Below are 17,182 nucleotides of genomic sequence, written 5' to 3'. Positions count from 1 at the left end.
GACTACCGCCGAGGGGTGGGCCGCCGGCGCGTGAAGAAGATGTCGCGAGATCGCTACAGCTCGATGATGGGCGTGGTCACTGCGCCGCCGTCCGCACCGGGGGTCCGCAGCAGGAGGCTCGCCGGGCCGGGGGCGACGTCCTCGAACACGAATCGGCCGTCCTCGTCGGTGGTCGTCGAGACCATCCCGTCCGGGCGGTGCAGCTCGACCGTCAGCTCTCCGGCGGGCGCAGCCCAGCCGTCGATCCTGATCCTGGTGTCGTCCCGGGTCGAGAGCGTGATCATCACGGTCAGCGACTCGGCCGTGAACGTGATGGTCCGCGCCTCGACCGGCGGCGCCTCACCGCGGACGGACATCTCCGGCACGCGCACGTACTCGAGCTCCATGACCTCGGCCTCGAGGCCGGCCAGCGTGATCGCGAAGAGCGACCTCTCGACGAGACCCTCGGGTACCGGATCGAGCGTCATGCTGATCCGAGCGAGATCCGCCAAGATCTCGAGGTCGACCGTGTCCAACGGGTCGTCGGGGCTGTATCCGATCGGCGCGCTCATGATGTTTCCCATGTCCTGTCCCCCTGATCGCTTTCCATGATGTCGCGGAGCTTGGCCAGGCAGCGCCCGCGGTTGGACCCGATGCTGCCCACCGGCATGCCGATGGCGCTCGAGATGTACTTGTAGTCAGGGCGGTCCGCCAACGAGATCAGCCGGAGGAGCTGCTGGCAGCGGTCCGGCAGCTGGAGGACGGCGCGCCACAGGAAGCGGTCGCGCTCCACCTCGAGGACCTGGGTCTCCGGGGTGGGGTCCGAGGACGGCAGCGCGCCGACGGGTCCGTCGAGCAGGTCGTCGGGAAGCTCGGTGCGGCGCTTCTGGTCGTCGCGCTGCTTGCGGACCACCTCCCACGCACCGCGCTTGGCGGTCACGAGGAGCCACTTGAGCACCGCGTGCGGCTCCTGGATGGTGTGAGCGTTGCGCACGAGCGCCATCCAGGTGTTCTGGACCACGTCGTCAGCGTGCTCTCGGTCGGCACCCTGCGCCCGCGCCGTGTGCCACAGCAGCGGGGTCGCCTCCTTCACGAAGTCGGCCAGTGCCTGGTGCTTGCCCTCCCGATAGTCGAGGAGAGCAGCCGCGGCTCGATCGCCGAGGCTCACCTCCGGTTCGTCGACTTCCGGGACGTCCTCGGTGATCCGTGTCATGGCTGGGTGCGCCGTCTGCTCTCGGTCGTGCTCGGGTACTTCGGGGGAACCCGAGTCTAGAGGTGTTCGTGCAGGTGGGACAAGCATTTCCGCCATAGCAGCACCTCCCTCCGACCCGCTCTCGCGGCACTCTCGACGGACAGGCCGACTGGTCGTCGGACCTCTTCCTGCTGGGAGGGAGGGAGGTTCGTCGCGTTTGATACACGCTCGTGAGATCTTTCCCGAACGATCCCGCCGACATCTCGGGCGACTGCGCGGCCCCGGCCCCCGCTGCGCCGTCGGGCATGCTCGCAGAGCCTCTACGGGTACGCGACCCGTACGGGGATCCACGTACGGGCCGCGCGCAGAGAGTCGTGGAATCCCTCATCACACGCGTGACCCGGGTCACGTACGGTCGGCCTGACCGACCACGACCGGTCCACTCCGACGGTCCCGGTGAGACGACGACGTCCCGGACCCCCTGCTAGAGGAGCTACACGTGAGACCCCTTCGCCACTCCGCCGACGGCACCCGCCGTCCGGCCCGTCTGCTCGCGGCGCTGACCGCCGCGACCGTCGCGCTCGGCGGCCTCGCGCTCGCCGGCACGAGCGCGCAGGCCGCACCGCTGCCCGCCGCCCAGCCGGCGACGGTCGCCGCCGCAGCCGCCCCCGGCCACCAGTGGCTCACGGGCTACTGGCACAACTTCAACAACGGCTCGGTCGTCATGCCGCTCAGCGACATCCCGGCTGCCTACAACCTCGTCGCGGTCGCGTTCGCCGACAACCTGACCGGCACGCCCGGTGGCATCACGTTCAACCTGTCGAGCGCCGAGCTCAACGGGTACACCGTGCCCCAGTTCAAGGCCGACATCGCCGCGATCCGGGCACAGGGCCGCAAGGTCATCCTGTCGGTCGGAGGCGAGAAGGGGAACGTGATCGTCTCCAACGCGACCGAGGCGAAGAACTTCGCCGACACCGCGTACGGCCTCATGCAGGAGTACGGGTTCGACGGCGTCGACATCGACCTCGAGCACGGCATCAACGCGACCTACATGTCGAGCGCGCTGCACCAGCTCTCGGCCAAGGCCGGACCGAACCTGATCATCGCGATGGCGCCGCAGACCATCGACTACCAGGCCACCTCGATGGGGTACTACCAGCTCACGCTCGCGATCAAGGACATCCTGACGATCGTCAACACCCAGTACTACAACTCGGGTGCCATGATGGGCTGCAACCAGCAGGTCTACAGCCAGGGCAGCATCGACTTCCTCACCTCCCTCAGCTGCATCCAGCTCGAGATGGGCCTGCGCCCCGACCAGGTCGGCATCGGCGTCCCCGCGGTCCAGGCCGCTGCCGGCGGCGGCTACCAGCCCATCGCCAACGTCATCAAGGCCGTCGACTGCCTCGAGACCGGGACGGGCTGCGGCACCTTCAAGCCCGCCACGCCGTACGGCAAGATCGGCGGCGTCATGACCTGGTCGATCAACTGGGACAAGAAGAACAACTACGCGCTCGCCGCCGCCGTGGGCACCCGCCTCGGCACCGGCTCGGGCGGCGGCGGCACCGACCCGACGGGCGGCAGCACGGGCGGCACGACCGACCCGGCCGGCGGCAGCACGGGCGGCGACCCGACGGGCGGCAGCACGGGCGGCAGCACCGACCCGACCGGCGGGACCACGGGCGGCAGCACGGGCAGCTCGGGCACCTGCTCGGCCGCGGCGTGGGACGCCTCGAGCATCTACACCGGCGGCAACACCGTCGCCCACAACGGCCACACCTGGCAGGCCAAGTGGTGGACCCGCGGCGACGCCCCCGCCCCGAGCGACTGGGGCGTGTGGAAGGACCTCGGCGCCTGCTGAGTCCCCGTCCCCGGTGACGGCGGTACCGTCACCGTGACGACCGAGCCGCCCGGCTCTCCTCCCCCAGGGAAGGAGAGCCGGGCGGCTCCGTGCTGCCGGCCGCAAGTGGGCGAGCGGCCGCGCGGCGCGGGACGTCAGTCGACCGGGAAGAGCGAGACCGTCAGCGTCGCTCCGTAGGAGCCGGGAGCGGTGTCGGCCGGAAGCTCGAGAGCGAGGTCGGCCGTGACGTCGCTCGTCCCCTTGCGGCCGATCGCGTCGGCCCCGGCGAGGGTCTGCGGCGTCGACAGCCCCGCTCCCCCGGCCTGCGCCGAGGCGATGCGCTGCCCGGCGGTCACGCCCGGCTTGTCGACGACCAGGCGCGGTGCCCAGCCGAGCCGGTCCGCGCCGAACGTCGTCGAACCCGCCGAGAATGCGGTCGACTGGCCCGAGACGGCCCAGCCCGCAGCGTCACGTCGCGTGTCCGAGACGCTCACGACGGGCAGCGCCGCGGTGTAGGCAAGGTGGTCGCCGTCGAGCCCGCCCGCGAGCCGCACGGGCGCGCCGTCGCCAGCGACGGTCATCGAGAGCTTGCCCTCGGTCACGACCTCCTCCACGACAGCCTCGAGCACGATGCCCTCGGCCCCCGCGGGGTCGGTCTCGCCCTGCGCCGAGAACCGCACCTGGTCGAGAGCCCAGAACCAGTCGTTCGTGCCGCTGTAGTGGAAGCGGTACTGCGCGGTCCGCGCCCCGGCCGGGACGTCCGTGACGATCGTGCGCTCCCCGTTGTCGCTCGCGGGGAACGAGGCCACCTGGACCGGGGCGGCGCCGTCGAAGCTCACGAGGACCTCCGCGACCTGCACGCGGTCGTGACGGTACGAGTGCTCGAACGTCAGCACGGCCTGCTCCTTGCCCGCGACCGCGTAGTCGGGCGTGACGAGCGTCGAGTCGAACTTCCCCGCGCCGTGGGCCTTGTCGTCCCACTCGTCCGAGTCGGCAACCGCGATCACGTCGCGCCCACGCGTGAAGTTCTCCCGCGCCTGGCCCGCCTCGGCCGCCGACCAGAACGTCTGGGTCGTGAACGACCAACCGCGCCACTCGGTCACGCCACCCGACGGCATGGCCGAGTTGTCGACGCTCCAGCCCGTCGGGGGCGTCGTCGTGAAGCCGAGCGTCCCGGCCGGGATGCCCGTCTCGTCGACCCGGGCCGAGAGCGCGGGGCGCAGGGAGTCGAAGTCGTCGGAGACGTCGTCGCCGATCGGGGTGCCGTCGAGCCCCCACGCAGGGTCCACCGCGACACCGGCCTGCCGCATGACCGTCGGCGCGATGTCGGTGATCGCGAGGTTCTCCTGGCGACCGCGCGGCTCGATGGCGTCGCCCGCGGCGATGACGAACGTCGCGCGCTCGGTCTGCGCCCGGCCGCCGTGCCCGCCCTTCGGCAGGTGGCCGTGGTCGGCCGTCACGATGATGTTCCAGCTCTCGGCCCCCCGCGTGGGCCGCGCGTCGATCGCGGCGAGGATGCGGCCGATGCGTGCGTCCTGGACCTCGAGCTCGGCGGCGTACTGGACCGCGTCCGCGCCGTGGCTGTGACCGGCGCCGTCGATGTCGTCCAGGTGGAGGAACGCCACGTCGGGGTTCTGCGTCCCGAGGTAGGTGATCGCGGCCTGCTCGGTCTTGACGTCCGAGCCCGTCGCGAGGCGCAGGTCGATCCCGTCGGAGACGATGTCGCCGTTGCTCGCCGACGACGTGATCGGGGCCCAGGTCGAGGCCGCGAACGTCGCGATGCTCGGGTCGACCTGCTCGAGGCGATCGAGGAAGCTCGGGTACTGCGCGTAGTTCTTGCCCGCGAAGGTGTTGTCGCGGACGTTGTGCTTGTCAGTCCACACGCCCGTGAGGATCGTCGACCAGCCCGCGCCGGACACCGTCTGGGCGCCGCGCTGGCTCACCTCGGGGGCGTCGCTCGTGGCGTACAGGAGGCTGTGACCCGAGGTCCCGCGCTGCATGAGCGCGTGGAGGGTGGGGGTCGAGGCGGCCTCGATCTTGTCGAGGCGAGCACCGTCGAGCCCGATCACGAGGGTCTTGTCCGTACGAGTTCCCTGCAGGACGGGGGCTTCGCCGTCGGCGGCGAAGGCGGCGGCCGGGACGAGGAACGTCCCTGCTGCCAGCGACCCGGCGAGTGCCAGGTGTGCGATCTTGCGCATGTCCAACCCTTCAGTCGTCATGGTGCACGTCATGGATGCGGTGTCCGGACGAGCCGCGAGACTCACTTGTCCAGACAGGCATCACTCTGACCGCGCCAGGCAGACCAGGGATGAACCGGGACGATCGGGGCCGTGAACGTCTGCGTCGCGCGGGCCGCGGATCGGGCCACCTGCTGCACATACCGGACATTTCAACGACGCCCGACGACGGCAGGCATCACGCACGGACCGGCACGTCGGCGGCCGTCGCGCCCGACGACGAAAAGACCGACGGCGCCCCTCCCCGTGAGGGGAGAGACGCCGTCGGTCAGGAAGAGAACGGGCTGATCAGGCCGCGTCGTCCTCGAGGAGCTTCGTCGCCTTGGACGGGTCCACGGGGATGCCGGGGCCCATCGTCGTCGAGAGCGTCGCCTTGCTGATGTAGCGGCCCTTGGAGGAGGACGGCTTCAGACGCAGGACCTCTTCGATCGCTGCTGCGTAGTTCTCCACGAGCGCCTTCTCGTCGAACGAGACCTTGCCGATGATGAAGTGGAGGTTCGAGTGCTTGTCGACGCGGAACTCGATCTTTCCGCCCTTGATGTCCTCGACGGCCTTCGCGACGTCCATGGTCACGGTGCCGGTCTTCGGGTTCGGCATCAGACCACGGGGGCCGAGGACCTTACCGAGGCGACCGACCTTGCCCATCAGGTCCGGCGTCGCGACGGCGGAGTCGAAGTCCGTGTAGCCAGCGGCGACCTTCTCGATGAGCTCGTCGCCACCGACGATGTCGGCGCCGGCTGCACGAGCCTGCTCCGCCTTCTCGCCGTTCGCGAAGACCAGGACGCGGGCGGTCTTACCGGTGCCGTGAGGCAGGTTGACCGTTCCACGAACCATCTGGTCCGCCTTGCGAGGGTCGACACCGAGACGGAAGGCGACCTCGACGGTCGCGTCGTACTTGGTGGGCGACGTCTCCTTGGCGAGACGAACCGCCTGGAGCGGGGTGTAGAGCTCGTCGCGGTCGATCTTCTCCGCGGCGGCGCGGTATGCCTTGCTGCGCGTTGCCATCTGCTTCTCCTTGTCGAGCAGTCGTGGTCTACGGATCCGCGCGGACCCTGCCACTGCCTGCCGGTCGAGGACCGGCAGGCTCATGAAAAATGATGTTCAGCCCGGAGGCTGGGGGTGGAGCTGGGTCAGCCTTCGACCGTGATGCCCATGGAGCGAGCGGTGCCCGCGATGATGAGCGATGCAGCGTCGAGGTCGTTCGCGTTGAGGTCCTCGAGCTTGGTCTGAGCGATCTCGCGCACCTGGGCGGAGGTCAGCTTCGCGACCTTGACCGTGTGCGGGGTGGGCGAACCCTTGTCCACGCCGGCGGCCTTCTTGATGAGCTCGGCTGCCGGGGGCGTCTTGGTGATGAAGGTGAACGAGCGGTCCTCGTAGACCGTGATCTCCACGGGGATGACGTTGCCGCGCTGCGACTCGGTCGCCGCGTTGTACGCCTTGCAGAACTCCATGATGTTGACGCCGTGCTGACCGAGCGCGGGGCCGATCGGCGGGGCGGGGGTTGCTGCACCGGCCTGGATCTGGAGCTTGATCAGCCCAGAGACCTTCTTCTTGGGAGGCATGAGATTCCGTGCTTTCTGTGTCTGGGCCGACGCCGTGGGCGATGACCCGGTTGCAGGTGCTGCCGTCGAGCAGGATCAGATCTTGGCGACCTGGTTGAACGACAGCTCGACCGGGGTCTCCCGGCCGAAGATGGAGACGAGGACCTTGAGCTTCTGGCCCTCGGCGTTGATCTCGGAGATCGTCGCGGGGAGCGTGTCGAACGGACCGTCCGTGACGGTGACCGACTCGCCGACCTGGAAGTCGACCTCGAAGGGGGCCTTGGCCGACGCGGCGGGCTTGCCGGCCTCGGCCTTGGGCTCGATCGTCGGGGCGAGCATCGAGAAGACCTCGTCGAGCGTCAGCGGCACCGGCTGGTGGGTGTGGCCCACGAAGCCCGTGACACCGGGCGTGTGACGTACGGCGCCCCACGACTCGTCGGTCAGGTCCATGCGGACCAGGACGTAGCCGGGGATGCGGACGCGACGGACGATCTTCTTCTGCGCGTTCTTGATCTCCGCGACTTCTTCCATGGGGACTTCGATCTGGAAGATGAAGTCCTCCATGTTCAGGCTCTGGATGCGGTTCTCCAGGTTGGCCTTCACACGGTTCTCGTAGCCCGCGTAGGAGTGGATCACGAACCAGTCGCCCGGCTTGGTGCGCAGGTCCTTCTTGAACTCCTCGACCGGGTCGAGGTCGTCGAGGATGTCGCCGTCCTCGTCGACACGGGGCTCGTCGTCGGCCTCGGCCGGCTCCTCGTCCGTCTCGGTGCCCAGCTCCTCGTCGTCCGCCTCGACCTCGTCGATGGCAGCCTCGGGTGCGTCGAGCTCGACCTCGGCGCCTTCGGCGACGGGCTCGATGGGATCGACGTTCTCCGCCTGGTCCAGCGACTCCTGGGACACGAACGAACCTGCTTTCTACTGACTACTCGAACATGCTATTGACGGGACCGCTCACGGTCCTCGCGCTCCGGGCGCGTACTCGTGCAGTGCCGCGAGATGCTCGCGGCACGAGGCGCCCTCCGGGAATCAGTCCCCGAAGACCCACAGGACGGCCTGGCCGATCCCGAAGTCGAGCACCGTCACGAACGCCATGACCACGGCCACGAAGACGAGGACGACGGTGGTGTAGGTGATCAGCTCGGAACGAGTGGGGGTGACGACCTTCTTGAGCTCGGCGATCACCTGGCGGACGAACAGGGCGATCCGCGAGAAGATGTTGCCCTTCTTCGCGTCGCCCGTCTTCTTGTCACCGCCGGCGCGCACGCCCTCAGCACCCAGCGCCTCAGATGGCGATTCGCTCACTGTTCATCCCCACTACGTGACGTTGAAACCGAAACCGATGCTGACCTTTCGTGGTGTAACCCGTTACCGGACTACGCGCACGCCCCCGTGGGGGACGACGCCTTGCAGGGCAGACAGGGCTCGAACCTGCAACCTGCGGTTTTGGAGACCGCTGCGCTACCAATTGCGCCACTGCCCTTCGTGATCGACGCCACCCCGCGAACCTACCCAGAAGGCAGAGATCATCGGGTGGGCACCTGCCACCGAAGGAATACTGTACGCGAACCGAGCGCCGTGGTCGAACCGGCCCTCGTCACGCCCCGTCGGAGCCCGTCCGGCCCCACCGGGCGACCGCCGACGAGGCGCCTCTCGGCACCCGCTCGCGACCGTCCTTCAGGACCCACGCTAGACGACGGCCCGCAGATCTCACCCGCGCGTCCGGCATTCGATCGTCCGCTCGCGGTGATTCACCCCACATCCACACGTTCTCCTCGCAATACTTACCCCCGAGTCCTCGCGCACCCCGCACGAGGCGATCGGGACACGAGAGGGCGACATGTCGGAAGCCGCGGTCGTACGTCGCACCCCCCTCGAGCGCATGCTCGACGGGATCGAGCGGGTGGGGAACAAGGTCCCGCACCCCGCCATCATCTTCCTGGGCCTCATCGCCCTCATCATCGTGCTCTCGCACGCGTTCTACCTCGCCGGGACCTCGGTCACGTTCGACCAGGCGCAGGTCGCCGAGCAGGTCGAGCCGAGCGGCGAGGAGCTCATCGGGGACGCGCCCTACCAGAGCGAAGACCCCCACGTGGAGCAGGTCACGGTCTCGGTCGAGTCGCTCCTGAGCGCCGACGGGATCCGGTTCATCTTCACGTCGCCCGTCGAGAACTTCAACGGGTTCGGCGTCGTCGGCGTGATCGTGGTCGCCATGATCGGCGTGGGTCTCGCCGAGGAGGTCGGCCTGATCGGCGCCTTCATCAAGCGCCTCGTCAAGGTCACGCCGGCGCGCTTCATCACGCTCATCGTGGTGTTCCTCGGCGTGCTGTCCTCGATCGCGACCGATGCGGGCTACCTGGTCCTCATCCCGCTGGCCGCCGCGGTGTTCCACACGCTCGGCCGACATCCGCTCGCGGGCCTGGCCGCGGCGTTCGCGGGCGTGGGCGGCGGGTTCGGCGTGAACCTGCTCATCACCCCGATCGACGGCATGCTCGCCGAGATCACCAACGAGTCGATCGCAGACCCCGCGCAGCACGTCTCGATCACGGGCAACCTCTACTTCTCGATCGTCTCGACCGTCGTGGTGACCCTGGTCGCGACGCTCGTGACCGAGAAGTTCGTCGAGCCCCGCCTGGGCACCTACCGGGAGGACGAGGCCCCCGCGGCCGACGACCACGACTCGGGCGGGGCCGCCGCCCCGGCCCCCTCGGGCGAGCTGACCGCCGCGGAGAAGCGCGGGCTCAAGTGGTCCGGGTTCGGCCTGATCGGCGTCACCGCGTTCATCCTGCTGCTGACGCTCCCGTCCTGGGGGCCGCTGCGCAACCCCGAGACGGGCAGCCTCATCGAGGGTTCGCCCCTCATGGGCAGCATCATCTTCCTGATCCTGATCTACTTCTTCGTCATGGGCCTGTGCTACGGCAAGGGCGCCGGGACGATCAAGAACAGCATGGACGTCATCAACCCCATGACGAAGACGATCGCGGGCCTGTCCGGGCTGATCTTCCTGCTGCTGATCATCAGCCAGTTCATCGCCTACTTCAACTACTCGAACCTGGGCACGGTCGCGGCCGTGAACATGGCCGACGCCCTGGAGCAGGCCAACCTCGGGACGGTCCCGCTCATCATCGGTCTCATCGCGATGACGGCCGTGATCGACATCTTCATCGGCGGCGTGGTGCCGAAGTGGGCGATCTTCGCCCCGATCTTCGTGCCGCTGTTCATCCAGCTCGGCATCTCGCCCGACCTCGCGGTCGCGGCCTACCGCGTGGGTGACTCGCCGATCAACGTCGCGACCCCGCTCATGCCGTACTTCGCGCTCATCGTGATCTTCGCCGAGCGGTACCGCAAGAAGGTCGGCGTGGGCTCGATCATCTCGCTCATGCTGCCGTACACCGTCGCGCTGCTGCTCGTGTGGACCGCGCTGCTCGTGGGCTGGTACCTGCTGGGTCTGCCGCTCGGCCCGGGGGCGGAGATCTACCTGCAGTGAGGTAGGGCCCGACGGCGGAGCGTGCGTCGTCGGGCCCGCGACACCCCGCCCCGGGGTCCTCCCGGGTGACGCGACGAGGACATGACGAGAGGCCGGGCGCCCGCAGTGCGGGCGTCCGGCCTCTCCTGTGCACAGGACCTACGCGACCGGGACCGTGAACGCGCCCGCGAGCTCGGCGAGCAGGCGCGCCCCGAAGCCCGTGGCGCCCTTGGTCCAGACCGCGTCGTCGGAGTCCGACTTCATGGTGCCGGCGATGTCGAGGTGGGCCCACGACACGTCGCCCGCCCACTCCGCGAGGAACAGCGCTGCGGTGATGGCCCCCGCGAACTCGCCGCCCAGGTTCTTGATGTCCGCGACGTCCGAGTCGAGCTGGGGCCGGTAGCGGTGCTCGAGCGGGAGGCGCCAGATGCGCTCGTCGGTCGCGGCCGACGCCGACTCGACCTGGGCGGCCAGCGCGTCGTCGTTGCCGAGCAGCGCGGCACGCGCCGTGCCGAGCGCCGCGAGCGCCGCGCCCGTGAGGGTCGCGATGTCGACGATCGCGTCGACGCCGTCCTCGACCGCGAGCGCGATCGCGTCGGCCATGACCAGTCGGCCCTCGGCGTCGGTGTTGACGACCTCGATCGTGCGGCCGCTGCGCGTCGTGAGGACGTCGCCCAGCTTGGTCGCGCTGCCCGAGGGCATGTTGTCGGTGCACGCGAGGTACGCCGTGACGGTCGTGCCCACGCCCAGGTCCTTGAGCACCGAGAGGGCAGCGAGCGCCGCCCCGGCCCCGGACATGTCCATCTTCATGGCCGCGTGCATCGCGTTCGAGGGCTTGAGGCTGATGCCGCCCGAGTCGTAGGTGATGCCCTTGCCGACGAACGCGAGGTGCCCCTCGCCGCCGCGGTACGTCAGCCTGACCAGGCGGGGCTCGACGACGCTGCCCGCGTTGACCCCGAGGATGCCGCCGCACCCCATCTCCGTCAGCGCGGCCTTGTCGAAGACCTCGACCTCGAGGCCGTTCGCGGCCCCCAGGCGCACCGCGACGTCAGCCAGGTCGGGGGCCGTGAGGTAGCCCGCCGGGGTGTTCGCGAGGTCGCGCGAGACGAGCGCCGCGCGGGCCAGGACCAGGCCCCGCCGGGCACCCGCGAGCGCCTCGGCCGCGTCCCCGTCCGTGACCAGGACGATGCCCGTGACCGGGACCGTCGCGGGCTCGGTGCGGAGCTGGTCGTAGCGGTAGCGCCCCAGCAGGACGCCCTCGACGACCGCGCTCGCGACCTCGGCGAGGTCGAGGCCCTCGGTGCCTGCGAGCGAGAGCGTCACCACCGTGTCGCGCGCGACGGCCCGGGCGTGGTGGGCCGCGGCGTCACGGATCGCGGCGGTGTCGAGCCGGCCGGCCGGTCCGGCGCCGACAGCGACCACGTCGGCCCCTGCGGAGGGGCGGGCGAGGGTCTGCCCCGCACGCCCCGTGAAGCCCCAGCGGGCGAGCTCGTCGCGGTCGGCGCCGATCGCGGCCGGGACGTCGCCGTCCGAGGTCACCAGGACCCCGGTCGTGGCCCCTGCCTGCGCGGCGTCGACGGACACCTGGACGGCGCGGACGGCGGTGTCGGACGGGATCGGGTCGAAGGGTGCGTCACCCATGGCGTGCTCCATCTCTCGGGCCGCGGCCGGTGCCGGGGCTGGTGCAGTGCGGTGTGGTGCAGTGCGGGACGTGCGGTGCAGGTTGGTGCAGGACGTGCCGGGCGAGCCCTACGGCCGCCAGATCAGGGGGACGAGGAACACCGCGACCAGCAGGTAGACCACGAGCACGGGCAGGCCGAGCTTCCAGTAGTCGCCGAACCGGTAGCCGCCGGGTTCCATGACCATCATGTTGCCGGGCGTCGCGACGGGCGTCAGGAGCGCCGCGGCGGACGCGACCGCGACGCACATCACGAGCGGCACGGGCGAGATCCCGAGCTCGAGCGCGACCGACCCGGCGATGGGGATCATGACCAGGGCCGTGGCCATGTTGCTGATGAGCTGCCCGAGCACCGCGCACAGCACGAAGATGCCCAGCAGCAGGAGCGTCAGCCCTCCCCCGCCGACCACGTCGATCAGCGCCGTCGCGACGATCTCCGCGGCGCCGGTCTGCGTGATCGCGGTCGAGAGCGGGATCATGCCCGCCACGAGGATCACGGTCGTGAGCGAGATCGAACGCTGCGCCTGGCGCGTCGTGACGACGCGCAGCAGGATCATCGCGATCGCGGCCCCCACGGCGGTGACCGCAGCCGGCAGCACGTCCGTCGCGAGCGCGGCCACCATGAGCACGAGCACCACGATCGCCGGCACGGCCCGGCGCCCGAGCGGCGCGGCCTGGCGGCGGATCGAGTCCGGGGTGTCGACCACGAGGACGTCGGGGTCGTCGGTGTGGCGGTCGAGCGCGTCCCACGGCCCCTGGAGGAGCACCGCGTCGCCCGCGCGCAGCGTGACCTCGTGGTCGCGCGGGTCGGCCGCGGGCCGGTTCTCCCCCTCGTCGGTGGCCGGGTCGAGGACCTCCCCGAGCCGCTTCACGGCCAGGACCACGAGCTCGCCCGAGTCCGTGACCATGCCCGGGAAGACGCGCTCGCCGATCAGACCCGAGCGCGGGCGCACGATGACCTCGGCGACCCCGTGCTCGCGGGACACGAGCCCGCAGGTGACGTCCTCGCCGTCGGGCCCCGTGGGGGCGACCAGGCCGCTGGCGGCCGCGAACCCGTCGATCCCCCTGCGGCCGCCGCGCACCACGAGCTGACCGCCCGCCACGACCTCCGACGCGGGCCGCCCCGACCGGTCCTGCACCGCGACCGCGTGCACCGAACGGTCGCCCGTGTCGATCGCGTCGGCCGCGACCCCGACGAGGGGTGAGCCCGCGGGCACGGTCAGGCGCGCGATGCTGCCGGCCGGAGCGTAGTCGCGCAGCAGGTCCGCGGGCAGGCCCGTCAGGTCGCGCGAGAGCGAGCGCGCGCTGCGGTGCGGCAGCAGGCGCGGACCCCACAGCACGCAGACCAGGATCGTCCCCGCGAGCAGCGGGACGCCCACCAGCGCGAACTCGAAGAACCCCAGGCCCGTGCCTGTCTCCTCGAGGGCCGTCGCCGAGACGATCACGTTGACGGGCGTGCCCGTCAGCATGAGGAGCGACCCGGCGTGCGCACCGAACGCGAGGGGCATGAGTAGCTGCGAGGGCGAGCGGCCGAGCCGCGTCGAGAGGACCACGACCATGGGGAACAGCGCCGCGACCGCGCCGTTGGGCGTGACGAGCGCGGACAGAACCGCCGAGAGCACCAGCATGAGCACCATGAGCCGGGCGGGGCTCGTCCCCGCCCGGTCGATCAGCTGTTGGCCCGCCCACGCCGTGATGCCTGCGGCGTCGAGCGCCTCGGCGACCACGAACAGCGCGACGATGAGGATCACGGTCGGGGTGCCGAAGCCCGCGAGCGACTCCTCGACCGTGAGGACGCCCGTGAGGTAGAGCGAGAGCGCGACCGCGAGCGCCACGACACCGACCGGCAGCCTGTTCCACACGAAGAGGACCACCGCGGCGCCCAGGACGGTCAGCGTGATCGCGGCGTCGCTCATGCGGCTGACAGTAGTGGACCCCTGGCGGGCCATCGCGGCGGACATCCCGTCACCGTGGGTGAGTCTTCCGGTCACCCCCGGCGGGCGTACCCGTCACCCTCGGCGTCCACCGACCGGTGGACCCCGCGTCCCCCCGACCGGTCGTCGCGGCGAGCTCCACGCTCACGCCAGGCTGGAGCCATGAGCACAGACAGGACTCCTCCCCGAGCAGGCACGAGCGCCCCGGCCATCGAGGTCCGCGGGCTCACCAAGCGCTACACGCAGGGCAGCGGCGCAGGCAGCACCGTGAAGCAGGCGGTCGACGGGCTGGACCTCACGGTCGAGCGCGGCGAGATCTTCGCGGTCCTCGGCCCCAACGGCGCAGGCAAGACCACGACGGTCGAGATCCTCGAGGGTTTCCGCAAGCGCGACGGCGGGCAGGTCCAGGTCCTCGGCGAGGACCCCGCGCTCGCGGGGCGCGCGTGGCGCAGCCGGATCGGCGTCGTGCTCCAGGACTCGCGCGACCAGGCCGAGCTCACGGTGCGCGAGCTCGTACGCCACTTCGCGACGTTCTACCCGGCCCCGCGCGACCCCGAGGAGGTGATCACCGCCGTCGGGCTGCAGGAGAAGGCGTCGACGCGTGCCCGCCAGCTCTCGGGCGGCCAGCGGCGCCGCCTGGATGTCGCGCTCGGGATCGTGGGCGACCCCGAGCTGCTGTTCCTCGACGAACCCACGACCGGGTTCGACCCGCAGGCCCGCCGCAGCTTCTGGGATCTCGTCCTGGCCCTGCGCGCGAGCGGCACCACGATCCTCCTGACGACCCACTACCTCGACGAGGCCGCGCACCTGGCCGACCGTGCCGCCGTCGTGCGCGACGGGAAGGTCGTCGCCCTCGGGGCGCCGGGCGACCTGGGCGGGCCGGGTGCGCTGCGCCCCGTCGTGCAGTGGGTGTCCGACGGCGTCACGCACGTCGAGCGCACCGACCACCCGACCGCGCTGGTCGCCTCGCTCGCGGCACGCCTGGCCGGACCCGACGGCGAGGTGCCGGGCCTGCGCGTGCTCCAGCCGAGCCTCGAGGACGTGTACCTCGAGCTCATCGGGGCCGTACCGGCGGCCCCGTCCGCAGACCCGTCCGCCACCTCGTCGGCAGCCGCGCCGCCCGGGCTCCCGTCGACCTCCGCCGTCCCGTCCGCACCCGTCGCCGAGGAGGCCACCCGATGAGCACCCAGACCGCCCCCGCACCAGCCCCCCACGCCCGGCGCGCGCTGCCCGGCACCCTGCGCACGGGGCTGCGGCGGACCTGGATCGAGATGCTCGCGTTCCTGCGCGAGCGCGACGCGGTCATCTTCATCCTGGCCTACCCGCTCATCATGATGGCGATCTTCGCGACGGTGTTCGGGCAGCAGGAACAAGGGAACGCCACGGACTCCGTGCCGTTCACGCAGTACTTCCTGCCCGGCATGGTCGCCACGGGTGTCATGCTCACGAGCTTCCAGAACCTCGCGATCTCGATCGCGGTCGAGCGCGACGACGGCACGCTCAAGCGCCTGCGCGCGACGCCGCTGCCGGCGACCTCGTACTTCCTGGGAAAGATCTGCCAGGTCCTGATCGCCGTGACCGTGCAGACCGCCGCGCTGCTGCTGCTCGCCGCCACGGCGTTCGACGTCCCGATGCCGACCACCGCCTCGGCCTGGGGGACGTTCGCCTGGGTGTTCGTGCTCGGTACCGCGACGGGCTCGGTGCTGGGCGTCGCGTTCTCCTCGGTGCCCCGCTCCGGGAAGTCCGCGAGCGCCGTCGTGACGCCCGTGGTGCTGGTGCTGCAGTTCATCTCGGGCGTGTTCTTCGCGTTCTTCGCGCTGCCGTCGTGGATGCAGCAGGTCGCGTCGGTCTTCCCGCTGAAGTGGCTCGCGCAGGGCATGCGCTCGGTGTTCCTGCCGGCAGAGGCCGAGGCCCTCGAGGTGGGCGGGTCGTGGCAGCACGGTGCCACGGCTGCTGTACTGGTCGCATGGCTCGTGGTGGGACTCGTGGTGGGGGTGCGGACGTTCCGGTGGCGGCGTCGTGACGACGGCTGACGGCCACGCTCCCGACGAGGCCGGGACGGTGCAGGACTCGCAGGCCGCCCAGATCGACGGCACGTGGGAGCGCGACGTGCGCTGGTGGGACGGGGCGTTCTACGTCATCGTCGTCCTCAGCGCGCTCGCGCTGCTCACCGCCGACGTCCGCGGCACGGCGCTCGTCGTCTCGCTCGCGGCCGTCGGGGTCATCCTCGTCGGGTACGTCGGCTGGGGGCGGCGCGCCGCGCGGACGCGCAACCAGGTGGCCGCGCACGTCTACCTCGTCGTGGCGATCGCGTGCACGCTCGTGGTCGTGGGTCAGGACGCGCTGGGCACGCTCCTGCTGTTCGCGGTGTTCACGCAGATCTGGATGCTCTCGGAACGCCTGTGGACGCAGGTCGTGCTGTGCGTCGTGCTCGCGGCGGGCACGGCGCTCGCGCTCGCGTTCGACCCGACGACAGGCCGGGTCGGGGTGGCCGACCTCGCGAGCACGGCACCGCAGATGGGCGTCGCGCTGGCGTTCGCGCTCAGCCTCGGGCTGTGGACCGCGCACACCATGCGGCAGGCCGAGCGGCACGCGCGGCTCGTCGACGAGCTGCGCGCGACCCAGGCCGAGCTCGCGCGCTCGCACCACGAGGCGGGCGTGCTCGCGGAGCGCGAGCGCGTCGCCCAGGAGATACACGACACGCTCGCCCAGGGGTTCACGAGCGTGGTGATGCTCGCGCAGGCCGCGAGCGCCGACCTCGACCGGTCGGCCCCCGACGCGGCGCGCGAGCGGCTCGCGCTCGTCGAGTCGACCGCGCGCGACAACCTCGCCGAGGCGCGGGCCCTGGTCGCCGCGGCCGCGCCCGCCCCGCTCCAGGTGGGCACGCTCGGCCAGGCGCTGCGCCGCCTCGCCGACCGCTTCACGGACGAGACGGGCACGCACGTCGACCTCGAGGTCGCGGACGTGCTCGGGCTCTCGAGCGCCGAGGAGGTGGTCCTGCTGCGGTCCGCGCAGGAGGCCCTGGCCAACGTGCGCCGCCACGCGGCGGCGAGCGCCGTCGTCGTCTCCCTGGTGCCTGGAGGCACTGCAGGGGCCGGCTTCCCGGGGTCCGGTGACGGACCCGACTGCGCCGCGGTCGTGCTCGAGGTCGTCGACGACGGGCGCGGGCTCGGCCCGGGCGTCGTGGAAGGGTTCGGCCTGCGCGGCATGCGCGAGCGCGTCGCGGCGAGCGGCGGCGAGGTCACCGTGCACGGGACGCCCGGGGGCGGGACGAGCGTGCGCGTCGAGCTGCCCGTCCCCGGACGTCCCGTGCACGGT

At 71.1% G+C, this 17,182-nt stretch carries 14 protein-coding genes and 1 tRNA gene; 5 read left to right on the top strand and 10 right to left on the bottom strand.

What is annotated here, in order from left to right; translation table 11 throughout:
- Positions 1–53: 53 nt before the first annotated feature.
- Both OERS_RS03920 and OERS_RS03915 read right to left on the bottom strand, forming a co-directional pair.
- Positions 54–551, bottom strand: a complete 498-nt coding sequence (locus tag OERS_RS03920; RefSeq protein WP_068624656.1) for a peptidase associated/transthyretin-like domain-containing protein — start codon at positions 549–551, stop codon at positions 54–56.
- Entirely contained in the window at positions 548–1,192 is a 645-nt protein-coding gene (locus OERS_RS03915) for an RNA polymerase sigma factor (RefSeq protein WP_068624652.1), read from the bottom strand. The genes OERS_RS03920 and OERS_RS03915 overlap by 4 nt, the downstream gene beginning before the upstream one ends.
- A 478-nt stretch (positions 1,193–1,670) precedes the next feature.
- Between OERS_RS03915 and OERS_RS03910 the strand changes: the two genes are divergently transcribed.
- The gene (locus tag OERS_RS03910; protein ID WP_211268435.1) at positions 1,671–3,032 is read left to right on the top strand and encodes a glycosyl hydrolase family 18 protein; all 1,362 of its coding nucleotides are present in this window, start codon (positions 1,671–1,673) and stop codon (positions 3,030–3,032) included.
- A gap of 134 nt (positions 3,033–3,166) precedes the next feature.
- Here the strand turns inward: OERS_RS03910 and OERS_RS03905 are convergent, their stop codons facing one another.
- The 6 genes from OERS_RS03905 to OERS_RS03880 all read right to left on the bottom strand — a co-directional run bounded on the left by OERS_RS03905 (position 3,167) and on the right by OERS_RS03880 (position 8,269).
- Positions 3,167–5,209, bottom strand: coding sequence for an alkaline phosphatase family protein (locus tag OERS_RS03905; RefSeq protein WP_068624650.1), 2,043 nt, complete (start codon positions 5,207–5,209; stop codon positions 3,167–3,169).
- Positions 5,210–5,536: 327 nt separating this feature from the next.
- The gene (gene rplA, locus OERS_RS03900; protein WP_056653730.1) at positions 5,537–6,253 is read right to left on the bottom strand and encodes a 50S ribosomal protein L1; all 717 of its coding nucleotides are present in this window, start codon (positions 6,251–6,253) and stop codon (positions 5,537–5,539) included.
- A 125-nt stretch (positions 6,254–6,378) separates the two neighbouring features.
- Positions 6,379–6,810: a 50S ribosomal protein L11 gene (gene rplK, locus OERS_RS03895; RefSeq protein ID WP_056653726.1), complete on the bottom strand. Its 432-nt coding sequence runs from the start codon at positions 6,808–6,810 to the stop codon at positions 6,379–6,381.
- A gap of 75 nt (positions 6,811–6,885) precedes the next feature.
- A complete protein-coding gene (gene nusG, locus OERS_RS03890; protein ID WP_068624647.1) occupies positions 6,886–7,689 on the bottom strand; it encodes a transcription termination/antitermination protein NusG in 804 nt (267 codons plus the stop codon).
- 126 nt (positions 7,690–7,815) lie between these two features.
- A complete protein-coding gene (gene secE, locus OERS_RS03885) occupies positions 7,816–8,091 on the bottom strand; it encodes a preprotein translocase subunit SecE (RefSeq protein ID WP_068624644.1) in 276 nt (91 codons plus the stop codon).
- A gap of 105 nt (positions 8,092–8,196) precedes the next feature.
- Positions 8,197–8,269: transfer RNA gene (locus OERS_RS03880), tRNA-Trp, on the bottom strand.
- 357 nt (positions 8,270–8,626) lie between these two features.
- Here OERS_RS03880 and OERS_RS03875 point away from each other — a divergent pair.
- The gene (locus OERS_RS03875) at positions 8,627–10,273 is read left to right on the top strand and encodes an AbgT family transporter (RefSeq protein WP_068624641.1); all 1,647 of its coding nucleotides are present in this window, start codon (positions 8,627–8,629) and stop codon (positions 10,271–10,273) included.
- Between the two features lie 138 nt (positions 10,274–10,411).
- Here the strand turns inward: OERS_RS03875 and OERS_RS03870 are convergent, their stop codons facing one another.
- Both OERS_RS03870 and OERS_RS03865 read right to left on the bottom strand, forming a co-directional pair.
- Complete coding sequence (locus OERS_RS03870) at positions 10,412–11,893, bottom strand: leucyl aminopeptidase family protein (protein ID WP_068624637.1); 1,482 nt, start codon at positions 11,891–11,893, stop codon at positions 10,412–10,414.
- 108 nt (positions 11,894–12,001) lie between these two features.
- Entirely contained in the window at positions 12,002–13,846 is a 1,845-nt protein-coding gene (locus OERS_RS03865) for an SLC13 family permease (RefSeq protein WP_068624635.1), read from the bottom strand.
- 180 nt (positions 13,847–14,026) lie between these two features.
- On the opposite strand from OERS_RS03865, the gene OERS_RS03860 reads away from it, so the two are divergent.
- The 3 genes from OERS_RS03860 to OERS_RS03850 all read left to right on the top strand — a co-directional run.
- Positions 14,027–15,046, top strand: a complete 1,020-nt coding sequence (locus OERS_RS03860) for an ABC transporter ATP-binding protein (RefSeq protein WP_083201210.1) — start codon at positions 14,027–14,029, stop codon at positions 15,044–15,046.
- A complete protein-coding gene (locus tag OERS_RS03855) occupies positions 15,043–15,897 on the top strand; it encodes an ABC transporter permease (RefSeq protein ID WP_056653713.1) in 855 nt (284 codons plus the stop codon). Before OERS_RS03860 ends, OERS_RS03855 begins: the two co-directional genes overlap by 4 nt.
- A partial coding sequence (locus OERS_RS03850) for a sensor histidine kinase (protein ID WP_068624628.1) occupies positions 15,884–17,182 on the top strand: 1,299 nt, incomplete at its 3' end. The genes OERS_RS03855 and OERS_RS03850, both read left to right, overlap by 14 nt.

It is taken from the genome of Oerskovia enterophila (assembly GCF_001692445.1).
GTDB classification, from domain to species: domain Bacteria; phylum Actinomycetota; class Actinomycetes; order Actinomycetales; family Cellulomonadaceae; genus Oerskovia; species Oerskovia enterophila.
The sequence above is the reverse complement of the archived record's forward strand: the minus strand, read 5'-3'. Positions and strand labels throughout refer to the sequence as shown.